At 67.3% G+C, this 18,799-nt stretch carries 17 protein-coding genes; 6 read left to right on the top strand and 11 right to left on the bottom strand.

Going from position 1 to position 18,799, the window contains the following annotated elements; all coding sequences use genetic code 11:
* Positions 1-7: 7 nt before the first annotated feature.
* The 4 genes from M3G03_RS06805 to hemW form a co-directional block, all read right to left on the bottom strand.
* The gene (locus M3G03_RS06805; RefSeq protein WP_259808934.1) at positions 8-913 is read right to left on the bottom strand and encodes a DUF3097 domain-containing protein; all 906 of its coding nucleotides are present in this window, start codon (positions 911-913) and stop codon (positions 8-10) included.
* A 14-nt stretch (positions 914-927) separates the two neighbouring features.
* Positions 928-2,385: an NAD-dependent succinate-semialdehyde dehydrogenase gene (locus M3G03_RS06800; protein ID WP_259808933.1), complete on the bottom strand. Its 1,458-nt coding sequence runs from the start codon at positions 2,383-2,385 to the stop codon at positions 928-930.
* Positions 2,386-2,465: 80 nt separating this feature from the next.
* Positions 2,466-2,627 (bottom strand): hypothetical protein, encoded by a 162-nt coding sequence (locus M3G03_RS06795; RefSeq protein WP_259808932.1) that lies wholly within the window; start codon positions 2,625-2,627, stop codon positions 2,466-2,468.
* 69 nt (positions 2,628-2,696) lie between these two features.
* Positions 2,697-3,917 carry a radical SAM family heme chaperone HemW gene (hemW, locus tag M3G03_RS06790; protein WP_396121911.1) on the bottom strand — a complete coding sequence of 407 codons (1,221 nt, stop codon included), beginning with the start codon at positions 3,915-3,917 and terminating at the stop codon, positions 2,697-2,699.
* A gap of 134 nt (positions 3,918-4,051) precedes the next feature.
* On the opposite strand from hemW, the gene M3G03_RS06785 reads away from it, so the two are divergent.
* From M3G03_RS06785 to M3G03_RS06770, 4 genes are all read left to right on the top strand, one after another.
* On the top strand, positions 4,052-5,347 hold the full coding sequence (locus M3G03_RS06785) for an ABC transporter substrate-binding protein (RefSeq protein WP_259808931.1): 1,296 nt from the start codon (positions 4,052-4,054) through the stop codon (positions 5,345-5,347).
* Complete coding sequence (locus M3G03_RS06780; protein ID WP_259808930.1) at positions 5,347-6,312, top strand: carbohydrate ABC transporter permease; 966 nt, start codon at positions 5,347-5,349, stop codon at positions 6,310-6,312. The genes M3G03_RS06785 and M3G03_RS06780 overlap by 1 nt, the downstream gene beginning before the upstream one ends.
* Positions 6,313-6,344: 32 nt before the next feature.
* Complete coding sequence (locus M3G03_RS06775) at positions 6,345-7,151, top strand: carbohydrate ABC transporter permease (protein WP_396121910.1); 807 nt, start codon at positions 6,345-6,347, stop codon at positions 7,149-7,151.
* Between the two features lie 177 nt (positions 7,152-7,328).
* The gene (locus M3G03_RS06770; RefSeq protein WP_259808928.1) at positions 7,329-8,759 is read left to right on the top strand and encodes an ATP-binding protein; all 1,431 of its coding nucleotides are present in this window, start codon (positions 7,329-7,331) and stop codon (positions 8,757-8,759) included.
* A gap of 57 nt (positions 8,760-8,816) precedes the next feature.
* Here M3G03_RS06770 and M3G03_RS06765 read toward each other — a convergent pair whose 3' ends face one another.
* Complete coding sequence (locus M3G03_RS06765; protein WP_259808927.1) at positions 8,817-10,046, bottom strand: hypothetical protein; 1,230 nt, start codon at positions 10,044-10,046, stop codon at positions 8,817-8,819.
* Between the two features lie 16 nt (positions 10,047-10,062).
* Positions 10,063-11,928 carry a translation elongation factor 4 gene (gene lepA, locus M3G03_RS06760; RefSeq protein ID WP_259808926.1) on the bottom strand — a complete coding sequence of 622 codons (1,866 nt, stop codon included), beginning with the start codon at positions 11,926-11,928 and terminating at the stop codon, positions 10,063-10,065.
* Between the two features lie 170 nt (positions 11,929-12,098).
* On the opposite strand from lepA, the gene M3G03_RS06755 reads away from it, so the two are divergent.
* Positions 12,099-12,425: a TraR/DksA C4-type zinc finger protein gene (locus tag M3G03_RS06755; RefSeq protein WP_259808925.1), complete on the top strand. Its 327-nt coding sequence runs from the start codon at positions 12,099-12,101 to the stop codon at positions 12,423-12,425.
* Positions 12,426-12,464: 39 nt separating this feature from the next.
* On the opposite strand, the gene M3G03_RS06750 is transcribed toward M3G03_RS06755, so the two are convergent.
* The 5 genes from M3G03_RS06750 to M3G03_RS06730 form a co-directional block, all read right to left on the bottom strand.
* On the bottom strand, positions 12,465-13,256 hold the full coding sequence (locus M3G03_RS06750; protein WP_259808924.1) for an ABC transporter ATP-binding protein: 792 nt from the start codon (positions 13,254-13,256) through the stop codon (positions 12,465-12,467).
* A complete protein-coding gene (locus tag M3G03_RS06745) occupies positions 13,253-14,233 on the bottom strand; it encodes an iron chelate uptake ABC transporter family permease subunit (RefSeq protein ID WP_259808923.1) in 981 nt (326 codons plus the stop codon). Before M3G03_RS06745 ends, M3G03_RS06750 begins: the two co-directional genes overlap by 4 nt.
* Entirely contained in the window at positions 14,230-15,174 is a 945-nt protein-coding gene (locus M3G03_RS06740) for an iron ABC transporter permease (protein ID WP_259808922.1), read from the bottom strand. Before M3G03_RS06740 ends, M3G03_RS06745 begins: the two co-directional genes overlap by 4 nt.
* A 28-nt stretch (positions 15,175-15,202) precedes the next feature.
* Positions 15,203-16,249, bottom strand: coding sequence for an iron-siderophore ABC transporter substrate-binding protein (locus M3G03_RS06735; protein WP_259808921.1), 1,047 nt, complete (start codon positions 16,247-16,249; stop codon positions 15,203-15,205).
* Between the two features lie 64 nt (positions 16,250-16,313).
* Positions 16,314-17,159 (bottom strand): siderophore-interacting protein, encoded by an 846-nt coding sequence (locus M3G03_RS06730; protein WP_259808920.1) that lies wholly within the window; start codon positions 17,157-17,159, stop codon positions 16,314-16,316.
* Between the two features lie 121 nt (positions 17,160-17,280).
* Between M3G03_RS06730 and M3G03_RS06725 the strand changes: the two genes are divergently transcribed.
* Entirely contained in the window at positions 17,281-18,738 is a 1,458-nt protein-coding gene (locus M3G03_RS06725) for an MBL fold metallo-hydrolase RNA specificity domain-containing protein (RefSeq protein ID WP_259808919.1), read from the top strand.
* Positions 18,739-18,799 lie beyond the last annotated feature (61 nt).

Here is an 18,799-nt window from a genome sequence, read left to right as displayed (position 1 = left end):
CCGCTCCTCAGTCCTCGTGGATGTGGTCCGCGGTGACGAAGTCGATCAGCTTCTCGACCTCGGTCACCAGATGCCCATCAAGATCACGGTAGCTGGTCACCCGCCCCAGGAGGGCCTTCCAAAAGTTCGCCACATCGGTCTGGGTTTCGTGGGGTTGCTTCAGGGCGGCCAGCGTCCCCTTCTTGAAGTCGACGTCACGCGGGATCTCAGGCCACTTCTTCAGCCCCACAGTCGCAGGCTTGATGGCATTCCAGATGTCGATGTAGTCATGCCCGGTCACCATCACCACGTCACGGTAGCCGGCATCAGCGACCTGCTTGGCGATGCGGGACTCCTTGGACCCGAGCACGAGATGGTCCACCAGGACGCCCAGCCGGCGTCCCGGGGCAGGGTCGAACTCGGCCACGATCGCCGGCAGCTCGTCGATGCCGCCCATGTACTCCACGACCACCCCGACGTGGCGCAGGTCATCACCCCACACCTTCTCCACCAGTTCGGCATCGTGGCGTCCTTCGACGTAGATGCGGCTGGGCAGGGCGACCTTGGGGCGTGTCGGTGCCACATCGGCCCTCGAACCGGAGGCCGTGTAGCTGGGCTTGGCGCTGCCCTGGCGCAGCGGCACCCGGAGGGTCACGGGCTTGCCCTCCACCCAGAATCCGGGGCCGATCGGGAAGCCGCGCTTCGTGCCCTTGCGATCCTCCAGCAGGACGATGCCGTTCTCCCAGCCGATCACCGCGCCCACGAAGCCGCTGGTGGGTTCCTCGACGACCAGGCCCTTCTCCATCGGGACATCCCTGGACTGGGGACGGCCCTCCTTGCGCCAACCCTGCCTGAGCACGTCACCGGAGTATCGATCCACGGTCGTCGAGGCTACCCCCACTCGCGCGCCCCGAGGTGGACGCCCCGCCGCCATCGCCTCCTTGCCGGTCAGAGGGTGATGCCGACGTACTTCGTCTCGAGGTATTCCTCGATGCCCTCGTGGCTGCCCTCACGGCCCAGACCGGACTGCTTGACCCCGCCGAAGGGCGCTGCGGGGTTGGAGACCACGCCGGTGTTGAGCCCGACCATTCCGGATTCGAGGGCTTCGACCGCGCGGATGCCACGTCCAAGCTCGCGGGAGTAGACATAGGCCATCAACCCGAACTCGGTGTCGTTGGCCTTCTGGATGGCCTCCTCATCGGAGTCGACGACCACGATGGGGGCGACGGGTCCGAAGATCTCCTCCTTCAGCAGTCGGGCGTTGTCGGGGACATCGGCGAGGACGGTGGGGGCATAGAAGTACCCGTCCCTGTCGAGGCGAGCGGCGCCGGTGAGAACCTTGGCGCCCTTGGCGACGGCGTCCTGGACGAGTTCGTCGACCTTGTCGAGGGTCTTCTGGTCGACCAGCGGGCCAAGCGTCGTGTCGGGCTCGATGCCGGGGCCGACGATGAGCTTCTCGGTGGCCTCGACCAGCGTGGTCTGGAATTCCTCGACCACGTCGCGGTGGACGTAGAAGCGGTTGGCGGCGGTGCAGGCCTCCCCGTTGTTGCGGAACTTGGCGGGCATGGCACCGGCGACCGCAGCCTCCACGTCGGCGTCCTGCAGCACCAGGAAGGGGGCGTTGCCGCCGAGCTCCATCGACGTGCGCAGGATGTGGGGTGCCGCCTGCTCCAGCAACGAACGGCCCACCTCGGTGGAGCCGGTGAAGGTGATCTTCCGCAGGCGTGGATCCTTCAGGATCGGTGTGGAGACGTCGCTGGACTTCGAGCTGACCACGCAGTTCACCACCCCGTCGGGGAGCCCGGCGTCCTGGAGCACCTGCATGAAGTAGAGCATCGTCAGCGGCGTAGCCGAGGCGGGCTTGATCACAACCGTGCACCCTGCAGCGAGCGCCGGCGCGATCTTGCGGGTGCCCATGGCGAGCGGGAAGTTCCACGGGGTGATCGCGTAGACGGGCCCGACCGGCTGCTTCATGGTGAGGATGCGGGTGCCGCCCGAGGGCGCGACACTCCAGCGCCCCTCCACTCGGCAGGCCTCCTCGCTGAACCAGCGCAGGAACTCCGCACCGTAGGTGACTTCGCCGCGGGACTCCGCCAGGGGCTTGCCCATCTCGAGGGTCATCAACGCCGCGAAGGTGTCGGCGCGCTCGATGACCAACTCGAAGGCGCGCCGCAGCACCTCGGCACGCTCGCGCGGCTCCGTGGACGCCCAGCTGTCGGCTGCGTGGCAAGCGGCGTCGAGCGCGGCTGCCGCGTCCTCGGGGGTGGCGTCGCAGACCTCGGTGAGTGGCCTGCCCGTCGCCGGATCCTCGACCGCAAAGGTGGCGTCACTGACCACCCATTGCCCGCCGATGAACTGCCCCCGGGGGACGCTGCCGATGACCTGGTCACTATCCACTGCGCTCATGCATCGACCCTACGCCGCAGACCCTCACGATGTGCTGCCGCTGCGGCAGCACATCGCGAGGGTGTAGAACTACTGGCTCCTCAGCCGGCCGACGTCCACTGCGGGTCACGCCCGATGAGCGCGGCCAAGCGGTCCTCGTCCTCCAGGAGCTTCTGGACGTTGGCGGAGTGCTGGGCGAAGGCTGCGGCCGGGTCATCGCCAGGGACGACCTCCTCGAGCGCAACGCCGTAGCCGTGGAGCATGTTCGGAAGCCAGTCGCACAGGTGGGATCGACGATATCGGGGCGGTCCCAACGCGAACTGAGGGCGGGTTCACCCCGCCAGCAGGTCGAGCACGATCCCGTCTGCGAGCAGGCGTCCGTCGAGCGTGAGCCGGACCCGGCCATCCCGCAGCACCGCATGCCCCGACGCGATCCAGCGGTCCAGGCGACCCCGCTCCTCCGGGAGCAGGACCTCGACAGGAAGACCGTCGGCGATCCGCAACTCCAGCAGCACTCGCTCCTCACGCCGTTGTTCGGAGGTGAGCAGCTCCCGACCAGCCCCCGGCGAACGAGCATCGCCGAGCGCAGCGGCATAGGGACGCGGGTGCTTCACATTCCACCAGCGCACCCCGTCCACGTGCGAGTGGGCTCCGGGCCCGAACCCCCACCAGTCCTGCCCACGCCAATAGGCCAGGTTGTGCCGGCTGCGGTGCGGCTGCCCCTCTCGGGGACGCGCCCAGTTGCTCACCTCGTAGTTCTCGAACCCGGCTCCGGTCAGCACATCGTCGGCCAGGAGGTACTTGTCGGCGTGGTCATCATCGGAGGGCATCGGGATCTCGCCGCGCTTGACCTTGGCCGCGAAGCGCGTCCCCTCCTCCACGATCAGGGAGTAGGCGGAGATGTGGTCAGGGTCGGCCGACAGCGCCGCCTCCAGTGAGGCACGGAAATCGTCGGCGGACTCCCCCGGCGTCCCCATGATCAGGTCGAGGCTGACGTCGTCGAACCCTGCCGCGCGGGCCCAGCCGACGACCTCGAGGGCACGTCCGGGGGTGTGGCGTCGCTCAAGCAAGTGCAGGACGTGCGGGCGGGCGGACTGCATACCCAGGCTGACGCGGTTGAAGCCACCTGCTCGAAGCCCTTGGAGCCACTCGGGGCTGACCGATTCCGGGTTCGCTTCGGTCGTCACCTCGGCATCACCCTCGAGGCCGAAGGCCGACTCGAGGTGGGTCAGCAGCCCGACCAGATCGTTCGCGGGCACCAGGCTGGGCGTCCCCCCACCGACGAAAACCGTGGCCAGCGGTCGGGCGGGACCATCGGCGAGCACCCGCGCGGCCAGGTCGATCTCCCGGTGCATCGCCTCGACCCAGGTGTCCATGCCCATCCCGCCCAGCTCGTTGGCGGTGTAGGTGTTGAAGTCGCAGTAGCCGCAGCGGGTCGTGCAGAAGGGGACGTGCAGGTACGCGGAGAACTCGACCCCTGCTCGCGGCAGGCGTCCCTCGGGGAGCAGGCCGTTGGCGGGCATCGGTTCGCCGTCGGGCAGCTGGGATCCCATGGGCAAGGATCGTACCCACGCCCCGTGGGGGCACAGGAATGCGGTTCCGCCCACAGCGAAGTCAGATCGCGAATTGATATCGACAGCGGGTCCAGTGCGCTGTTGGCGACAGCCTGTCTCCTATGATCGGGATCATGAACCTGAACCGTCGTCATCTCCTGACCGCCGCCAGCGGTCTCGCCGCCACCGCAACCCTTGCCGCCTGCGGCTCGAACAAGGGTGACCTCGGTGGTTCCACCTCAGCCACGACCGGGTCCACCGGCAGCAGCGGGGGCGCCAAGCCCGTGCTCAACCAGTGGTACCACGAATACGGCGAGCCCGGCGTCAAGGAGGCCGTGCAGAAGTACGCCGCCGACTACGCCGACGCCTCGGTCAAGGTGACCTGGAACCCGGGTGACTACGGCAAGAAGCTCGGCTCCGCGCTCCTGACCAAGGATGCCCCTGACGTCTTCGAGGTCGAGCAGGGCGGCACCCTGGACATGATCCAGCAGGGCCAGATCGCTGACCTGACCGACATCGTCAAGCCGGTCGAGAGCCAGTTCAACCCGGCCGTGATGAAGCGTTTCCAGTTCAACGGCAAGTACCACTCGATCCCCCAGGTCGTGGACATGCAGCTGCTCTACTACCGCAAGTCGGTGCTGGAGAAGGCGGGCGTGCAGCCTCCCAAGACCTTCGCCGAGCTGACCGCTGCCGCGAACAAGGTCGCGACCGGTGACATGGGCGGCTTCTTCGCGGGCAACGACGGTGGCGTCGGCGTGCTGGGCACCCTGTTCATCTGGGCGTCCGGGCTGGACCAGTTCGACGAGGCCCGCACCAAGGCCACCTTCACCCAGCAGCAGTTCTACGACGCGCTGACGGCCTACCGCGACTTCTCCAAGACCAAGGGCCTGTTGCAGTCGGCTTCCAAGGAGTGGTACGACGGCTCCCCCATCGCCAATGGCGAAACCGCGATGCAGTGGGGCGGACTGTGGTCGATGCCCGACATCCAGAAGGCGCTGGGCGACGACTTCGGCGTCCTGCCGTTCCCGGCGATCGGCGCGAAGGGACGCGTGGCCGTGCCCTTCGGCGCCTTCGGTGCCTGCGTGAACGCCAAGGGCAAGAACGTCGAAGCAGCCAAGAAGTTCGTCTCGTGGCTGTGGATCGACCAGGAGGACAAGCAGGTCGAGTTCGCTGACGCGTTCGGGACCCACATCCCCTCCAAGACCGCCCTGGTGCAGAAGGCCTCCAAGCTGAAGGAGGGCCCCGGTGCCGACGCTGCCAAGTTCGTCAGCGAGAACGGGTTCACCAACGACATCATGTGGACCGGCCCGCTGGGCGACGCCTTCGGCGCCGCGGTCACCAACGTGATCAAGAAGAATGCCGATCCCGCCCAGGAGTTCAAGAAGGTCGAGACCCTGGCCGCTGCCGAGCTCAAGCGCGTCAAGGGCTGATGAGTCCAGCCACCCCGTCGGCGGAGCCCGCCACCCCGAAAGCTTCGTGGTGGCGGGTTTTCCGCGGTCACCAGGGCCGCAACCTCTGGTACATCGGCTTCTTCCTGCCCTTCCTGGTCGGGCTGGTCACCTTCGTCTACATCCCGATGGTGTGGTCGACGTACCTGTCGTTCTTCGACGCCCGCAACACGATCCAGCCGACGCGATTCGTTGGCCTGGACAACTACCGCTACCTGCTCAACGACCAGATGTTCCGCAACTCGCTGGGCGTCTTCGTCGTCTTCGCTCTCTTGATCGTCCCTCTGACCTACGTGTGTTCGCTGGGGCTGGCGCTCCTGCTGCAGGGGGCGAAGTGGGGGCAGGCCTTCTTCCGATCGGTCTTCTTCCTGCCGACAGCAGTCTCCTACGTGATCGCCGCGATGGTCTGGCGATTGAGCCTGTTCAACGGCGCCCGCTTCGGCATGGCGAACTCGATCCTGCGGCAGCTCGGCGGGGAGAACATCAACTGGCTCGGCGGCACCACCTGGTGGTACTGGCCGGTGGTGATCAGCCTGCGGCTGTGGCTGCAGGTGGGCTTCTACATGATCCTGCTGATCGCTGGCCTGAACCGCATCCCCCAGGACACCTACGAGGCCGCCGCACTCGATGGCGCCACGGGATGGCGCACGCTGCGCTACATCACGCTGCCCCAGCTGCGCACCTCCACCGTTGCGGTGATGATGCTGCTGCTCATCGGCGCGTTCCAAGCCTTCGATGAGTTCTACAACCTGTTCGGCTCCATCGGCAGCTACCCGCCCTACGCCCGCCCGCCGTTGGTCCACATGTACCTGATCAGTCTGGGCGGCACCCAGCAGGACCTCGGCCTCGGCGGCGCGGCGACCGTGATCATCACCACCATCATCGTGCTCTTCGGCCTGGGCCAGAACTGGCTGTTGGGGCGCTCCGAGCGCAAGGAAAGGGGCTGATCCCCATGGTGGGTGGACGCAGTTCGCGTGCCTTGCAGGTCCTTCGCTACGTGGCGCTGGTCATCCTGGCGATCCTGTTCCTGATCCCGTTCTACGTCATCGTCCGCAACGCGTTCAGCACGAACCAGACGATCGTGGCGGCCAGATGGCAGTGGATTCCCAAGGAATGGGACTTCGGCGTCATCCCCAGCATGTTCGAGGACAAGCAGCTCAACCTGGTCAACGCGCTGGTGAACTCCGCGGTGATCTCGGTGGTCCAGACCGTGGCGACGATCGTGCTCTCGCTGCTCGCCGGCTACGCGCTGGCTCGGCTGGACAACTGGGTCGGCAAGCTGTTCTCGGCCCTGACGGTGTTCACGCTGATGGTGCCGATGGCGGTGGTGTTCGTGCCGATGTTCGTGATGACGGCCCAGTTCGGCTGGATCGACAGCTACCGGGGCCTCATCATCCCGGTGATGTTCTCCGCCTTCGCCACCTTCATGTTCCGGGCGACCTTCGCCACCTTCCCCTCCGAATTGGAGGAAGCAGCGTTGATCGACGGGGCCAACCCGTTCACCGCCTTCTGGCGGATCGTAGTCCCCAACACCCTGGGCATCGTCGCCGCCGTGGGGACGATCACCTTCATCGGCGCCTGGAACGCCTTCCTCTGGCCGCTGCTGGTGACCCGCAGCGAGACCACCACCGTGCAGCTGGCGCTCAGCCAGTACATGACCTCCCAGGGGGTCCGCTACCCCGAGCTGTTCGCCGGCGGCCTGGTGGCGATCGTGCCGGTGGTGGTCGTCTTCCTGGTGCTGCAGCGCTGGCTGGTCCAGGGCGTGGAGACCTCGGGCATCCGCTAGGAACGGCGTGGGCGGATCGTCCTGAGCGCCAGCCCGATGCGGAGGTAGCGCACCGTGCCACCAGGCCGACGACCGGAGAGAACAGGTAGGAGCCGGTAGAGCTCCGCGAACATGCTCCGGGCCAGCATCGTCATCAGCGCCACCGCGAAGAAGAGCAGCGCACGCTAGCGTTGGCCCATGACTGAGGCCACCACCAACGTTCTGGACCAGCTCAGCGAGTTGCTCACCATCGTGCAGAAGCACTCCCCGAACACCGGCCGCGAGCTCCTGATCGATCGGCTGAGTGCACATCTTGGCCTGCGCGCAGACCAGATCGGCGTCCTCACCGAGGACGTCCCCGGGCACCGCTTCGTGGACTTCGACATCGCTGTGCAGCTGGTGGCTGATCGTGATCCCGACAACGCCATGATCGGCATCGGCGGTGGTGACATGCGCTACCACTCGGCGATGTCAGACTTGATCCAGAACGAATGGAGCGCGAAGATCCCGGTGAGCCAGCCGGACCTCACCGTGCTCCCCGACTCGGCCACCACCGAACGCCAGTGCCTCGGTTTCGGTGTTCGCCTCTTCCGCTACGAGGACCAGCCCGTGGCGGTGCTCCAACGAGAGGCCAACCCGCGGCGTGGTCAGGACACCGCCACGCTGGAGGTGATGTGCCCCGACCAGGCCGTCTCGGGACGCCTGCTGGCGGAGGTCCGGGACCTCGCCACCCAGCACAGCGTGCTGAGGGGACAGGTGATCTCCCTCAAGCAGACCGGCTATGAGCCCAATGCTCGAGGTGTCACCTTCCTGGCCCGGCCCGACGTTGCCGCCGAGGACGTCATCCTGCCTGCCGGAACGCTGGACCGCATCACCCAGCACGTCCTGGGCATCGCCGAGCACGCGGATGAACTGCGCGCTCGCGGGCAGCACCTCAAGCGCGGCATCCTGCTCTACGGACCTCCCGGGACCGGCAAGACGCACACCCTGCGGCATTTGATCAGCAGGGCAACAGACCACACTGTGGTGCTGCTCAGCGGGGTGACGATGCAGTTCGTCGGCCTCGCCGCGCAGATCGCCCGCACCATGCAGCCCGCCATCGTCGTCCTCGAGGATGTCGACCTGGTCGCTGGTGACCGGGATTTCGCCGTCGGGCCGCAGCCGCTGCTGTTCGAGGTGATGGACGCCATGGACGGCCTCGATGGTGACGCCGATGTGACCTTCCTGCTGACCACCAACCGCGTGGAGGAAATGGAGCACGCGCTGACCCAACGTCCGGGGCGCGTGGACCTGGCCGCAGAAATCCCTCTGCCCGACCTGCAGGGACGCATGGCGCTACTGCACCTGTACTCCCCCGACGAAGCGTTCAGCGAGTCGGTGATTGAGCAGACGGCCGCCCGCCTGGAGGACACCACCGCTTCGCTGGCGAAGGAACTGGTGCGTCGCGCCGTGCTGCTGGCGACCATCGCGGGCGTCGAGGTGGGCGATGAGCACCTGGCGCAGGCAACGGACCAGATGCTGGACGACTCCGAGGAGTTGTCGCGCGTGTTGTTGGGGGGTCGGCGTCCCCAGGATGAGCGCCGGCTGGTGGAATCAGACTGGTCCGAGGTCTGCGACGTCGATTCCTGAGCAGCCCGCCCCGCACCCTTTCACCTCAGCTGCGCGTTCCTAGCAGCTGGCGGTGTGTCAGGCCGGACGCTGGCAGATGGCCAGGGGCACGCCGATCCCCGCGTCCCACGCTGCACCGGCGAGCACGGAGCCGCCAAACAGGCCCAGCGTCCTACCGCCCTTGTCGGTCGTGGCGCCGAGGAAGGGCCGGATCCCCTCAGCTGTCGCGAGGCGCTCGGGCTGACCAGCAGTGAGCTTCTCCAGCCTCATCAGGCCACTGTCATGGTCCATTCGGTGCAATACCGCTGACTTCGAGTCGGACTCGTCGACCCAGACCACGGCATCTGCACTGCCGACCGCGCCGTCACGCTGCAGGGTGCTGTGGATGGTCAGCGTTTCCTGGTCCAAAGCTCCCCCGGTGCCGTACACGAAGCGGCCCGAAGGAGAGAAAGCCGTGTTGCCCCAGGTCATGGCTGCTGCGGGGGCGAGGTCCTTGCTGCGCGTCACCGGACGCACCTGGCCCTTCCATGTGTGGAAGTACTCCTTGAGCACGGCCGCATCCATCACGTAGATGCCTGCCGGGCAGGTCGCCCACAGTGGACCGATTTCATCCCCCAGGGACAGCGCGGCGACCTTCTTGCGGTCAATCCACAGCGAGGAGTCACGCCCCAGCCAGGCCGTCTGCCCAGCCGCGGCATTGGCACCGATCAGCTGCCCGTGTCCGGTGACCTGTTTCCAGGAGGAGCCAACCAGCGTGGCGCCCTGGTCTGGGTGCATGGACATCGCGATCGGGTTGTTGCCCGCTTGCAGGATGAATCCCTCCCGGGGTGGCTTGCCTCGCCAGACCTCCTTGACCCCGGACGCTGAGAGCTGCACGACCATGAACTCCTCGGCGTCATGCTGCCAGGCGTACAGGTTCTTGGACTGGTCGATGGTGACCAGATCGCGAGAGGTGCCCTCGGAGTGGGGCAACTTCTCGGAGACGATCGGCTTGCCGGGGTTGGCGAGGTCAACGCCCACGATCCAACACGGCCAGTCCCCACCGGGTGCAGGGGTCGCGCCGTCGACGTAGACCTTCTGGGTGGCGATGAACCAGAGTCGGCCATGGGTCTGGACGACCGGTCCGCCCATCCAGCCGAACTCAGCGGTTGACCAACTGGGCGTGGTCTCGAACCCATCGGGCAGCTTGTCGAGCTTCGGCGCCGAACTGGACGCGGAGGGGCTCGGGGCGTCCGAGTTCTTGGTGCACCCGCTCAGGACCAGGCCGGCGCCCGCTGCGCCGAGAAGTGTGCGTCGTGCCAGCCCCATGGCGTCCCCCCGGCGGCTACTTGCCGCCCTTGCCTTCCTTGTCCTTGCCGCCCTCGCCGGTCTGCAGCGCCGCAACGAACGCCTCCTGGGGGACTTCCACGCGTCCGACCATCTTCATGCGCTTCTTGCCCTCCTTCTGCTTCTCCAGCAGCTTGCGCTTGCGGCTGATGTCGCCGCCGTAGCACTTGGCGAGGACGTCCTTGCGCATGGCGCGAATGGTCTCGCGGGCGATGACGCGTGAGCCGATCGCAGCCTGGATCGGCACCTCGAACTGTTGCCGCGGGATGAGCTCCTTGAGCTTGCCGGCCATCGCGACACCGTAGGCGTAGGCCTTGTCCTTGTGGACGATCGAGCTGAAGGCGTCCACCGGGTCGCCGTGCAGGAGGATGTCGACCTTCACCAGGTCAGCGGCCTCCTCACCGGCCTCGTCGTAGTCGAGGGAGGCGTAGCCCTTGGTGCGGGACTTGAGGGCATCGAAGAAGTCGAAGACGATCTCGGCCAGCGGCAGCAGGTAGCGGATCTCGACGCGGTCCTCGGACAGGTAGTCAAGGCCCTGCTGGATGCCACGGCGGTTCTGGCAGAGCTCCAGGATGGTGCCGATGTACTCACTGGGCGCGAGGATGGTGGCCTTGACCATCGGCTCGTGCACCTCGTTGATCTTGCCATCGGGGTACTCCGAGGGGTTGGTGACGACGTGCTCGGTGCCGTCCTCCATGACGACGCGGTAGACCACGTTGGGCGCGGTGGAGATCAGGTCCAGGTTGAACTCCTGTTCCAGGCGTTCGCGGGTGATCTCCATGTGCAGCAGGCCCAGGAAGCCGACACGGAAGCCGAAGCCCAGGGCCGCGGAGGTTTCGGGTTCGTAGGTGAGGGCGGCGTCGTTGAGCTGCAGCTTTTCGAGGGCCTCGCGCAGTTCGCCGAAGTCGTCGCCGTCGATCGGGTAGAGGCCGGCGAAGACCATCGGGACCGGGTTCTTGTAACCACCCAGGTCCTTCTCCGCTGGGCGCGTCGCGGTGGTGACGGTGTCACCGACCCGGGACTGCCGGACGTCCTTCACACCGGTGATCACATAGCCCACCTCCCCCACGCCAATGGCGCCGGACTTGATGGGCTCGGGTGAGATGACGCCGACCTCCAGCACCTCGTGGGTGGCCTTGGTGGACATCATCAGGATGCGCTCACGGTGGGAGAGCTCGCCGTCGACCACACGCACGTAGGTGACCACGCCGCGGTAGGTGTCGTAGACGGAGTCGAAGATCATCGCGCGGGCGGGCGCGTCCTTGTCACCGACCGGGGCAGGGATCTGCCCCACGATCTCGTTGAGCAGTTCGGTGACACCGACGCCGGTCTTGGCCGAGACGCGCAGGACCTCGGAGGGGTCACAGCCGATGATGCCCGCCAGCTCGGCAGCGAACTTGTCGGGGTTGGCGCTGGGCAGGTCGATCTTGTTGAGCACCGGGATGATGTGCAGGTCTGCCTCGAGCGCGAGGTAGAGGTTGGCGAGGGTCTGGGCCTCGATGCCCTGGGCTGCGTCCACCAACAGGATCGCGCCCTCGCAGGCGGCCAGGGAGCGGGAGACCTCGTAGGTGAAGTCGACGTGCCCGGGGGTGTCGATCATGTTGAGGATGTGGGTGGTGCCCTCGACCTCCCAGGGCATGCGGACGGCCTGGGACTTGATGGTGATGCCGCGCTCGCGCTCGATGTCCATGCGGTCCAGGTACTGGGCGCGGGCAGCGCGCTCATCAACGACCCCGGTGAGCTGAAGCATGCGGTCGGCCAGGGTGGACTTGCCGTGGTCGATGTGGGCAATGATGCAGAAGTTCCGGATGATCTCCGGCGGGGTCGATCCGGGCTGCGGAACGGCTGGCGTCGTGGCGGGCATGCAGTCTTTCCAGAGGAGCGGGAGGGCGGAGGGCCGCGGGTGCGCGGCCTGACGCGCCATTGTCTCATGCGCGGCCACGTTGGCCACAACGTCACCAGTGCGTCGCAGGGACGATCCATGGACCTCGCCCGCTCCTCCCCGGGTGTGCTGGCCGCGGATAGGATGGTGTGATGCCCACGCCCGACCCTCGCCCCGAACTCCACGCCAAGGCGGACGCCCTGCGTGCCCAGCTCGCCGACCTCACGCGTCCCGCGGAGGGCGGCGCGACCATTGGCTTTGGCAAGCGCATCGGCGAGGGCACCATCCAGGCGATCCAGCAGATGGAGGACGCCTCCGCCGCCCAGGCGATCCACACCACGCTCCTCGAGGTCGAGCACGCTCTGGAGAAGCTGGACGCCGGCACCTACGGCCTATGCGACGTCTGCCACCAACCCATCGGTGAGGCGCGGCTGGAGTTCAGGCCATGGTCGACCCGCTGCGTCCTTCACGCCCGCTGATCCCCAGGGCACCGCTCTTCAAGGACGACCTAGCCCCGCTCACCTCACGACGAGCGGTGTCCCGGTGACCGGATCGAACAGGATTCGCGCCTTCAGCCCGAAGGTGTCCGAGACGGACTCCTCGGTGAGCACGTCGGCTGGCGCCCCCACAGCACGCACGTGTCCATCGCGCATCATGACGAGGTGGTCGGCGTAGCGGGCGGCCTGGCCGAGGTCGTGCATCACGGCGATCAGCGTGCGTCCCTCGTCACGGAGCTGGGCGAACAGCTCGAGCATGTCGTACTGGTGGGCGATGTCGAGGAAGGTCGTCGGCTCGTCCAGCAGGATGACGTCGGTGTCCTGGGCCAGCGCCAGCGCGAGCCAGACCCGCTGGCGCTGGCCACCGGACAGCTCGCTGACGACGGTGTTGGAGATCGACTCCGTCGACGTGGCCTGCAGGGCGCGACCCACCGCGCGACGATCCCCCGGGGAAGAACGCCGGAACAGCGAATGGTGGGGGTAGCGTCCCCGTGCCACCAGTTCTCGCACCGTGATCTGCTCAGGCACGACGGGGTTCTGCGGTAGCAGCGAGACCGAACGGGCGGCTTCACGAGCCGAGTACTCCCCCAGGGGGCGCCCGTTGAGGCTGATCTGCCCACTGGTCGGGGTCAATGACCCGCCCAGAGCCTTCAACAGGGTGGACTTGCCGCATCCGTTCGGGCCCAGAATCGCCGTGAAGGCGCCGTCGGGGAAGGTCAGCGTGACCTCGCGACAGACGGTCTTGCTGCCGTAACCCAGCACCAGGTTGCGGCAGGCCAACCGCGGTTGCACGGGGGACGCCGGGGGGTTCATGCCGATTCCTTTCGCCACAGGCTGTACAGCAACGCTGCGAGGTAGGTGCCGCCCAGGCCGGCTGTGATGACCCCTACCGGCAGGGCGTTCAGGCCGGGGACCTGCTGGGCCGCCAGATCAGAAGTCGCCAACAGCACCGCGCCGACGAGTGCGGACGCCACCAGTTGGGTGCCTCCCGAGCCCACCAGTCGGCGAGCCAGGTGCGGCGCGGTGAGAGCAATGAAGGCAATGGGACCAGCTGCGGCGACGCAGGCGGCGGACAGGATGACCACCAGCACCAGGGCCAGCGAACGGGTCTGCTGGGCGCGTCCCCCCAAGGCATCACAGAGCTCCTCGCCGACCTCGAGCAGGTTGAGGCGCTCGTTCAGCAACCAGAGCAGGGGTGCGACCACGACCAGAGTCACGGCGACGATCACGGCGTGGGACCAGGAGCGGGAGTTGAGGGTGCCGGCGAGGTAGCCGGCGAGCCCTGTGGCGTGGTCGCGCAGGCTCATCGCCACGATGTACTGCGTGAAGGCGCCTGACATGGCCGCCACGCCGATGCCGGCCAACACCATCGGGATCGCCTGGCGGAAGCCGGTCCCGGTAGAGGACCAGACCACGGCCATCGCGACCAGTGCTCCGGCCAGCGCCCCGACGCCCAGCGGCAGGGTGGGCCACTGCAGGGCTGCCAGGGCAGCGCCTGCCCCGGCGCCTGCCGTCACACCGATGATGTCGGGGCTACCCAGGGCATTGCCGGTCGCGGTCTGGGACAGGGACCCCGCCAGGCCGAAGGCCGCACCGACCAGGACGGCCACCACGACTCGGGGGCCACGCAGGCTGTGGAAGACGAGGCGGTCGCGGCCCCTCAGGTCCCGGGTGACAATCTTCGGCAGGTCGGAGAGGTCCAGGCCGAGCCGTCCCATGGTCAGGGTCGCCACCACCAGGCCGGTGAGGACCAGGGCCAGCCCGAGGCAGACCACCACGCGGCGGGTCATCGCAGCCTGCCCATCCGCACCAGGCCGAGTAGGGCGGGGGCGCCGGCGAAAGCGACCACCACGCCCACGGGCAGCTCTTCGGGACGGACCAGAACCCTGCCTGACACATCAGCCAGCAGCAGCAGGGAGGGGCCGAGCAGGGCCACTGCAGCCAGCTGCCAGCGGTGGTCAGCCCCTGTCAGGGCCCGCGCAATGTGCGGCGCGGCCAACCCCAGGAACGCAACGGGGCCGATCATCGTGGTCGCGGCGGCCGACATCAGGGCCGCCGACAACAGCCCCATCAGACGGCTGGACGAGGGCTTCTGGCCCAGGGCTGCAGCAGTGTCATCTCCGAGCGCCAGGGCGTTGAGCCGCCGCGCCAGGGAAAGGGCACCCAGCAGCGCCACCAGCCCCACGGCTGCGCTGGCAGGATCCAGCCGAGCGCCCGAGAGCGATCCGACTGCCCAGAGCCGATAGGTCTCAAAGGCACGGGGGTCGGACAGGGTGATTCCCTGGATCATGGCGGTGAGTGCTGCCGTCACGGCAGCACCCGCGAGCACTACTCGCACCGGCACCAGCCCGCGGCGTCCCCATGACAGGGCTGTCACCAGAGCCATCGTGAGCATGGCTCCCGGCATCGCAGCCAGAATCGCAGCCCCGGGAGTGAGGACCGCGGCGGTTGCGACGACAGCGGCCGCAGCACCGGCATTGACGCCCAACAGCCCCGGGTCGGCGAGGGGGTTGCGCGTCAGCGATTGCATCAACAGGCCACCGACCCCCAGGAAGGTACCCACGAACAGGCCCACGACCGTGCGGGGGACGCGACTGGCCAGGACGTCGCGGACGATCGGATCGCCCTCACCCTGCAGCGCTTGCAGCAGCTCGGGCACGCTGATCGGACGCGAACCCAGGGCCAGGCTGAGCACCACGGCCAGCAGGAGGCAGACGGTCAGGGCGATCACCACCGGCAGCCTGGTGCTGCTCGGGCCTTCAGGCACTTTTCGCTATGGCTGCGTCCACGCCGCTGAGGAACTTCGTCATGACCCACGGGACCGTCAGCGGGGTGATGATCGAGGCCGCGGTCACCACCTGGTTGTCGGTGAAGGCAACCACTGCACCCCGCTTGACGGCAGGAATCGCCGCGTAGAGGGGCTGGGCCTCGATCTTCTTCCGCGAGGCGGCATCCGTGTAGAACGTGAAGACGAGATCGGAGTTCTTCAGCTTGTCGGCGTTCTCGAGGCCGAGAACCGCTGAGGCCGTGCCGGCAACCTCCTTCTCCTTCGTCACGAAGGGGTCGACCGTGAGGCCGCAGCTGCTGACGAACTCCACGCGCTGCTCGTGCGGCATGAAGACGCCCAACGTTCCGGGCCCGGTGTTGTAGATGTAACTGAACGTCTTGCCCTTGTAGGCGGGACGCGAGGAGGTGGCCTTGGCGAACTCCTTGCTGATGCCCTCGATCAGCTTCGTGGCCTCGGCCGAACGACCCAGGGCGGTGCACACCGTGGTGATCTGCTCCTTCCAGCCGATCGTCCAGGGCGTCTTCGGGTAGGCGACGGTGGGGGCGATGTCGGAGAGCTTGCCGTACTGCTCGGCAGTGATGCCCGACCACGGGGCAAGGATGAGGTCGGGTTCCAGCTCGATGATCTTCTCGATGTCCAGCTCGGTCATGCCGGCGAAGGTCGGCGGCAGTGGCTTGCCAAGCTTGGTGATGGCCTCGCTGACCCAGGGCAGGTGGCCGTTCTTGTCGGCGGCCCAGTCGTACTTCTCCACGCCGACCGGAACAATGCCCAGCGCGACCACAGTCTCGGTGGATCCCTGACCCAGGGTGACGATGCGCTGCGGTTCGGACTCGATGGTCGCCTTGCCGAGGGCATGGGTGATGGTGACCGGGAAGGAATCAGTCGCCCCCTCTCCGGCGCCACCCGTCGCGCTGGCGGGAGTGGACGAGGAGGGGTCGGCATCCCCCTGACCACAGGCAGACAGGGTCGCGAGGGCACCGAACGAGAGGACGAGCGAACGGCGGCTGAAGAGGGTCATGGTTGTCCTTGAGTGCATGGTTGTCCTTGAGTGATCTTTCAGAGATGGAGTAGAGAAGGAGGGGTCAGGCTTCGGAGTGGCCCGAACGCCAGTAGCCCATGAAGGCGACGTGCTGCCTGTCCCAGCCATTCGCCACGAGGTGGCGGCGGATGGCACGCACCGCGGCGGCCTCTCCGGCCACCCAGGCGAACCGTCCGCCCCGTCCGGCCTGGACCTCCCAGAGCACATCCTCGGAGGTGACCTCGGGTGGCACCGCCGACCCGGTGACGGCTTCGACCAGAGCCTCACCGTGCGGTCGATCGCCGCGCACCACCCAGTGCACCCGGATCCCGGTCGGGTTGGGCAGCGGCAGGCGGTCCTCGGCCAGTGGCACCTCAAGGTAGGCGTCCCCGAGGAGCTCGGGATTGGAGCGTTCCAGGATGGACGCGATGGCGGGGACGGCGGTTTCGTCGCCTGCCAGGAGGACCTGGGTCGCCGGCCCGGGGCGCCACTCGATGCCGTCCACGCTGGATTCGGCGACTCGGGCGTCCGGCCCGATCAGGACCACTTCGTCATTGGCTGCGCAGGTGCTGGCCCACCGGCTCAGCGGGCCGAGGTCTCCATGCAGGGCAATGTCGATGTCGACCTCGCACTGCTCAGGGCGCACATCACGCACGGTGATGGTCCGGAAGGGATTGCGCTGGCCCTCCGGAAGACCTCGCCACTGGCCATACCAGTCGTCGCCCCGCGGGAAGTGGGCGAATCCCACTCCCTCGGGGAGCGGCATCACCACTTTGGCCCGCTGGTCGAGGCAGACGCCCCCAAAGTCGGCCAGCTCCGGGCCCTCAAGGGTGACGCGGGTGAAGGTGGGGCTCAATGCTTCCCGGCGGCGCACTCGAGCGTGGAAGCTTCGATAACTAGCTGTGGGCACGACGACCAAAGTAAGGCAAGCCTCACCTAATGGCAAGCCCATCGTTGCCTAATTGGTTCGGGAGGTTCGCAACTTCTCCTGATGCCACCCCCGTGAGCCGGGGGCCTGCCAGTGTGGACCCATGGCCGACACCAGCACCCTCACCTTCCTCGGCGCCTCGGGCACCGTCACCGGTTCGAAGTACCTGCTGACTTTCAACGATCGCCGCGTCCTGGTCGACGCCGGCATGTTCCAGGGCGAGAAGGCCTGGCGTGACATGAACTGGGCGCCCTTCCCCGTGGACCCCGCCAGCATCAGCGACTTGATCCTCACCCACGCCCACACCGATCACGTCGCCTACCTGCCCGCCCTGGTCCGACAGGGTTTCCAGGGCACCGTGTGGGCCACCGAAGGCAGCGTCCGGCTGGCCGAGATCGTGCTGCGGGACGCCGGCAAGCTGCAGGAGCTTGAGACCCAGGAGGCCATCGAGGGCGGCTACTCCAAGCACGAGAACCCCCAGCCGTTGTTCACCTCCGCCGACGTGGACCGGTCCCTGAGCCTGTTCCGCAGCGTCTCCTTCGACACCGATGTCGACCTGGGTGATGGTCTGATCGCGCGCTGGACCCGCGCCGCCCACATCCTCGGGTCCGCCTCGGTCAACGTGCGGTGGAAGGATGCGGTCGACGTCCTGTTCTCCGGTGACCTCGGACGACACGACCACCCGATCCTCAAATCCCGCGGCACCCCGGCCGGAGCCCAGTACGTGCTGATGGAGTCCACCTACGGCGACCGCGAGCACCCCGAGCCGACCGTGCCCCACCAGGACTTCGCCGACGTCATCAACCGTGTCATCGATCGCGGGGGGCGGGTGATCGTGCCAGCCTTCGCGATCGACCGCACGGAAACGGTGCTGATGGCACTGTCGGAGATGTACCGCGAGGGCCGTATCCCCGACGTTCCGGTCCATGTCGACGGGCCGATGGCGATGGCCGCCCTCAACGTCTACCGCGACGAGTCCCTCGACGAGATGCGCGAGGACGTCTCGGTCGACGACTGGATGGGCATGCCCCGCATCGGTGAGGCTCGCACCAGCCAGGAGTCCAAGCGGATCAACCGCGCCAACGGTCCAGCGATCATCATCAGCTCCTCGGGCATGCTGGAGGGCGGACGCGTCCTGCACCACCTCTCCCGTGCCCTGCCCGACCCACGCAATGCCGTCGTGCTGACCGGCTACCAGGCCGAGGGCACCCGTGGCCGCGCCTTGGAAGAGGGCGCGCGCCAGGTCAAGATCCACGGACGCTACGTGAGGGTGCGCGCAGAAGTCATCCGAGACCGGGAGTTCAGCGTCCATGGCGACGCCAGCGATCTGCTCGACTGGCTCAAGGACCTCGACCGCGAACCCGAGACCCTGTTCCTGGTCCACGGCGAACGGCAGGTCCAGGATGTCTTCAAGGCACGGATCGAGGACGAGCTGGACTGGAATGTCGCCATCCCGAAGTACGGCGAGGTGGTCTCGCTGATCCCGAACACCCCCGACCCGGAGGACCTGGAACTCTCCACTCCCCCGCCCGCGGCACCGGGCAGCGAGTTCCACGAGTAACGACACGGCATAACAGCGTCAGTGGTCCACGCTCTGTGAGCCACTGCGCCCCTACTGTGCT

This window comes from Aestuariimicrobium sp. p3-SID1156, assembly GCF_025144225.1.
GTDB lineage: Bacteria > Actinomycetota > Actinomycetes > Propionibacteriales > Propionibacteriaceae > Aestuariimicrobium.
This window is presented reverse-complemented; position numbering and strand designations above follow the sequence as displayed.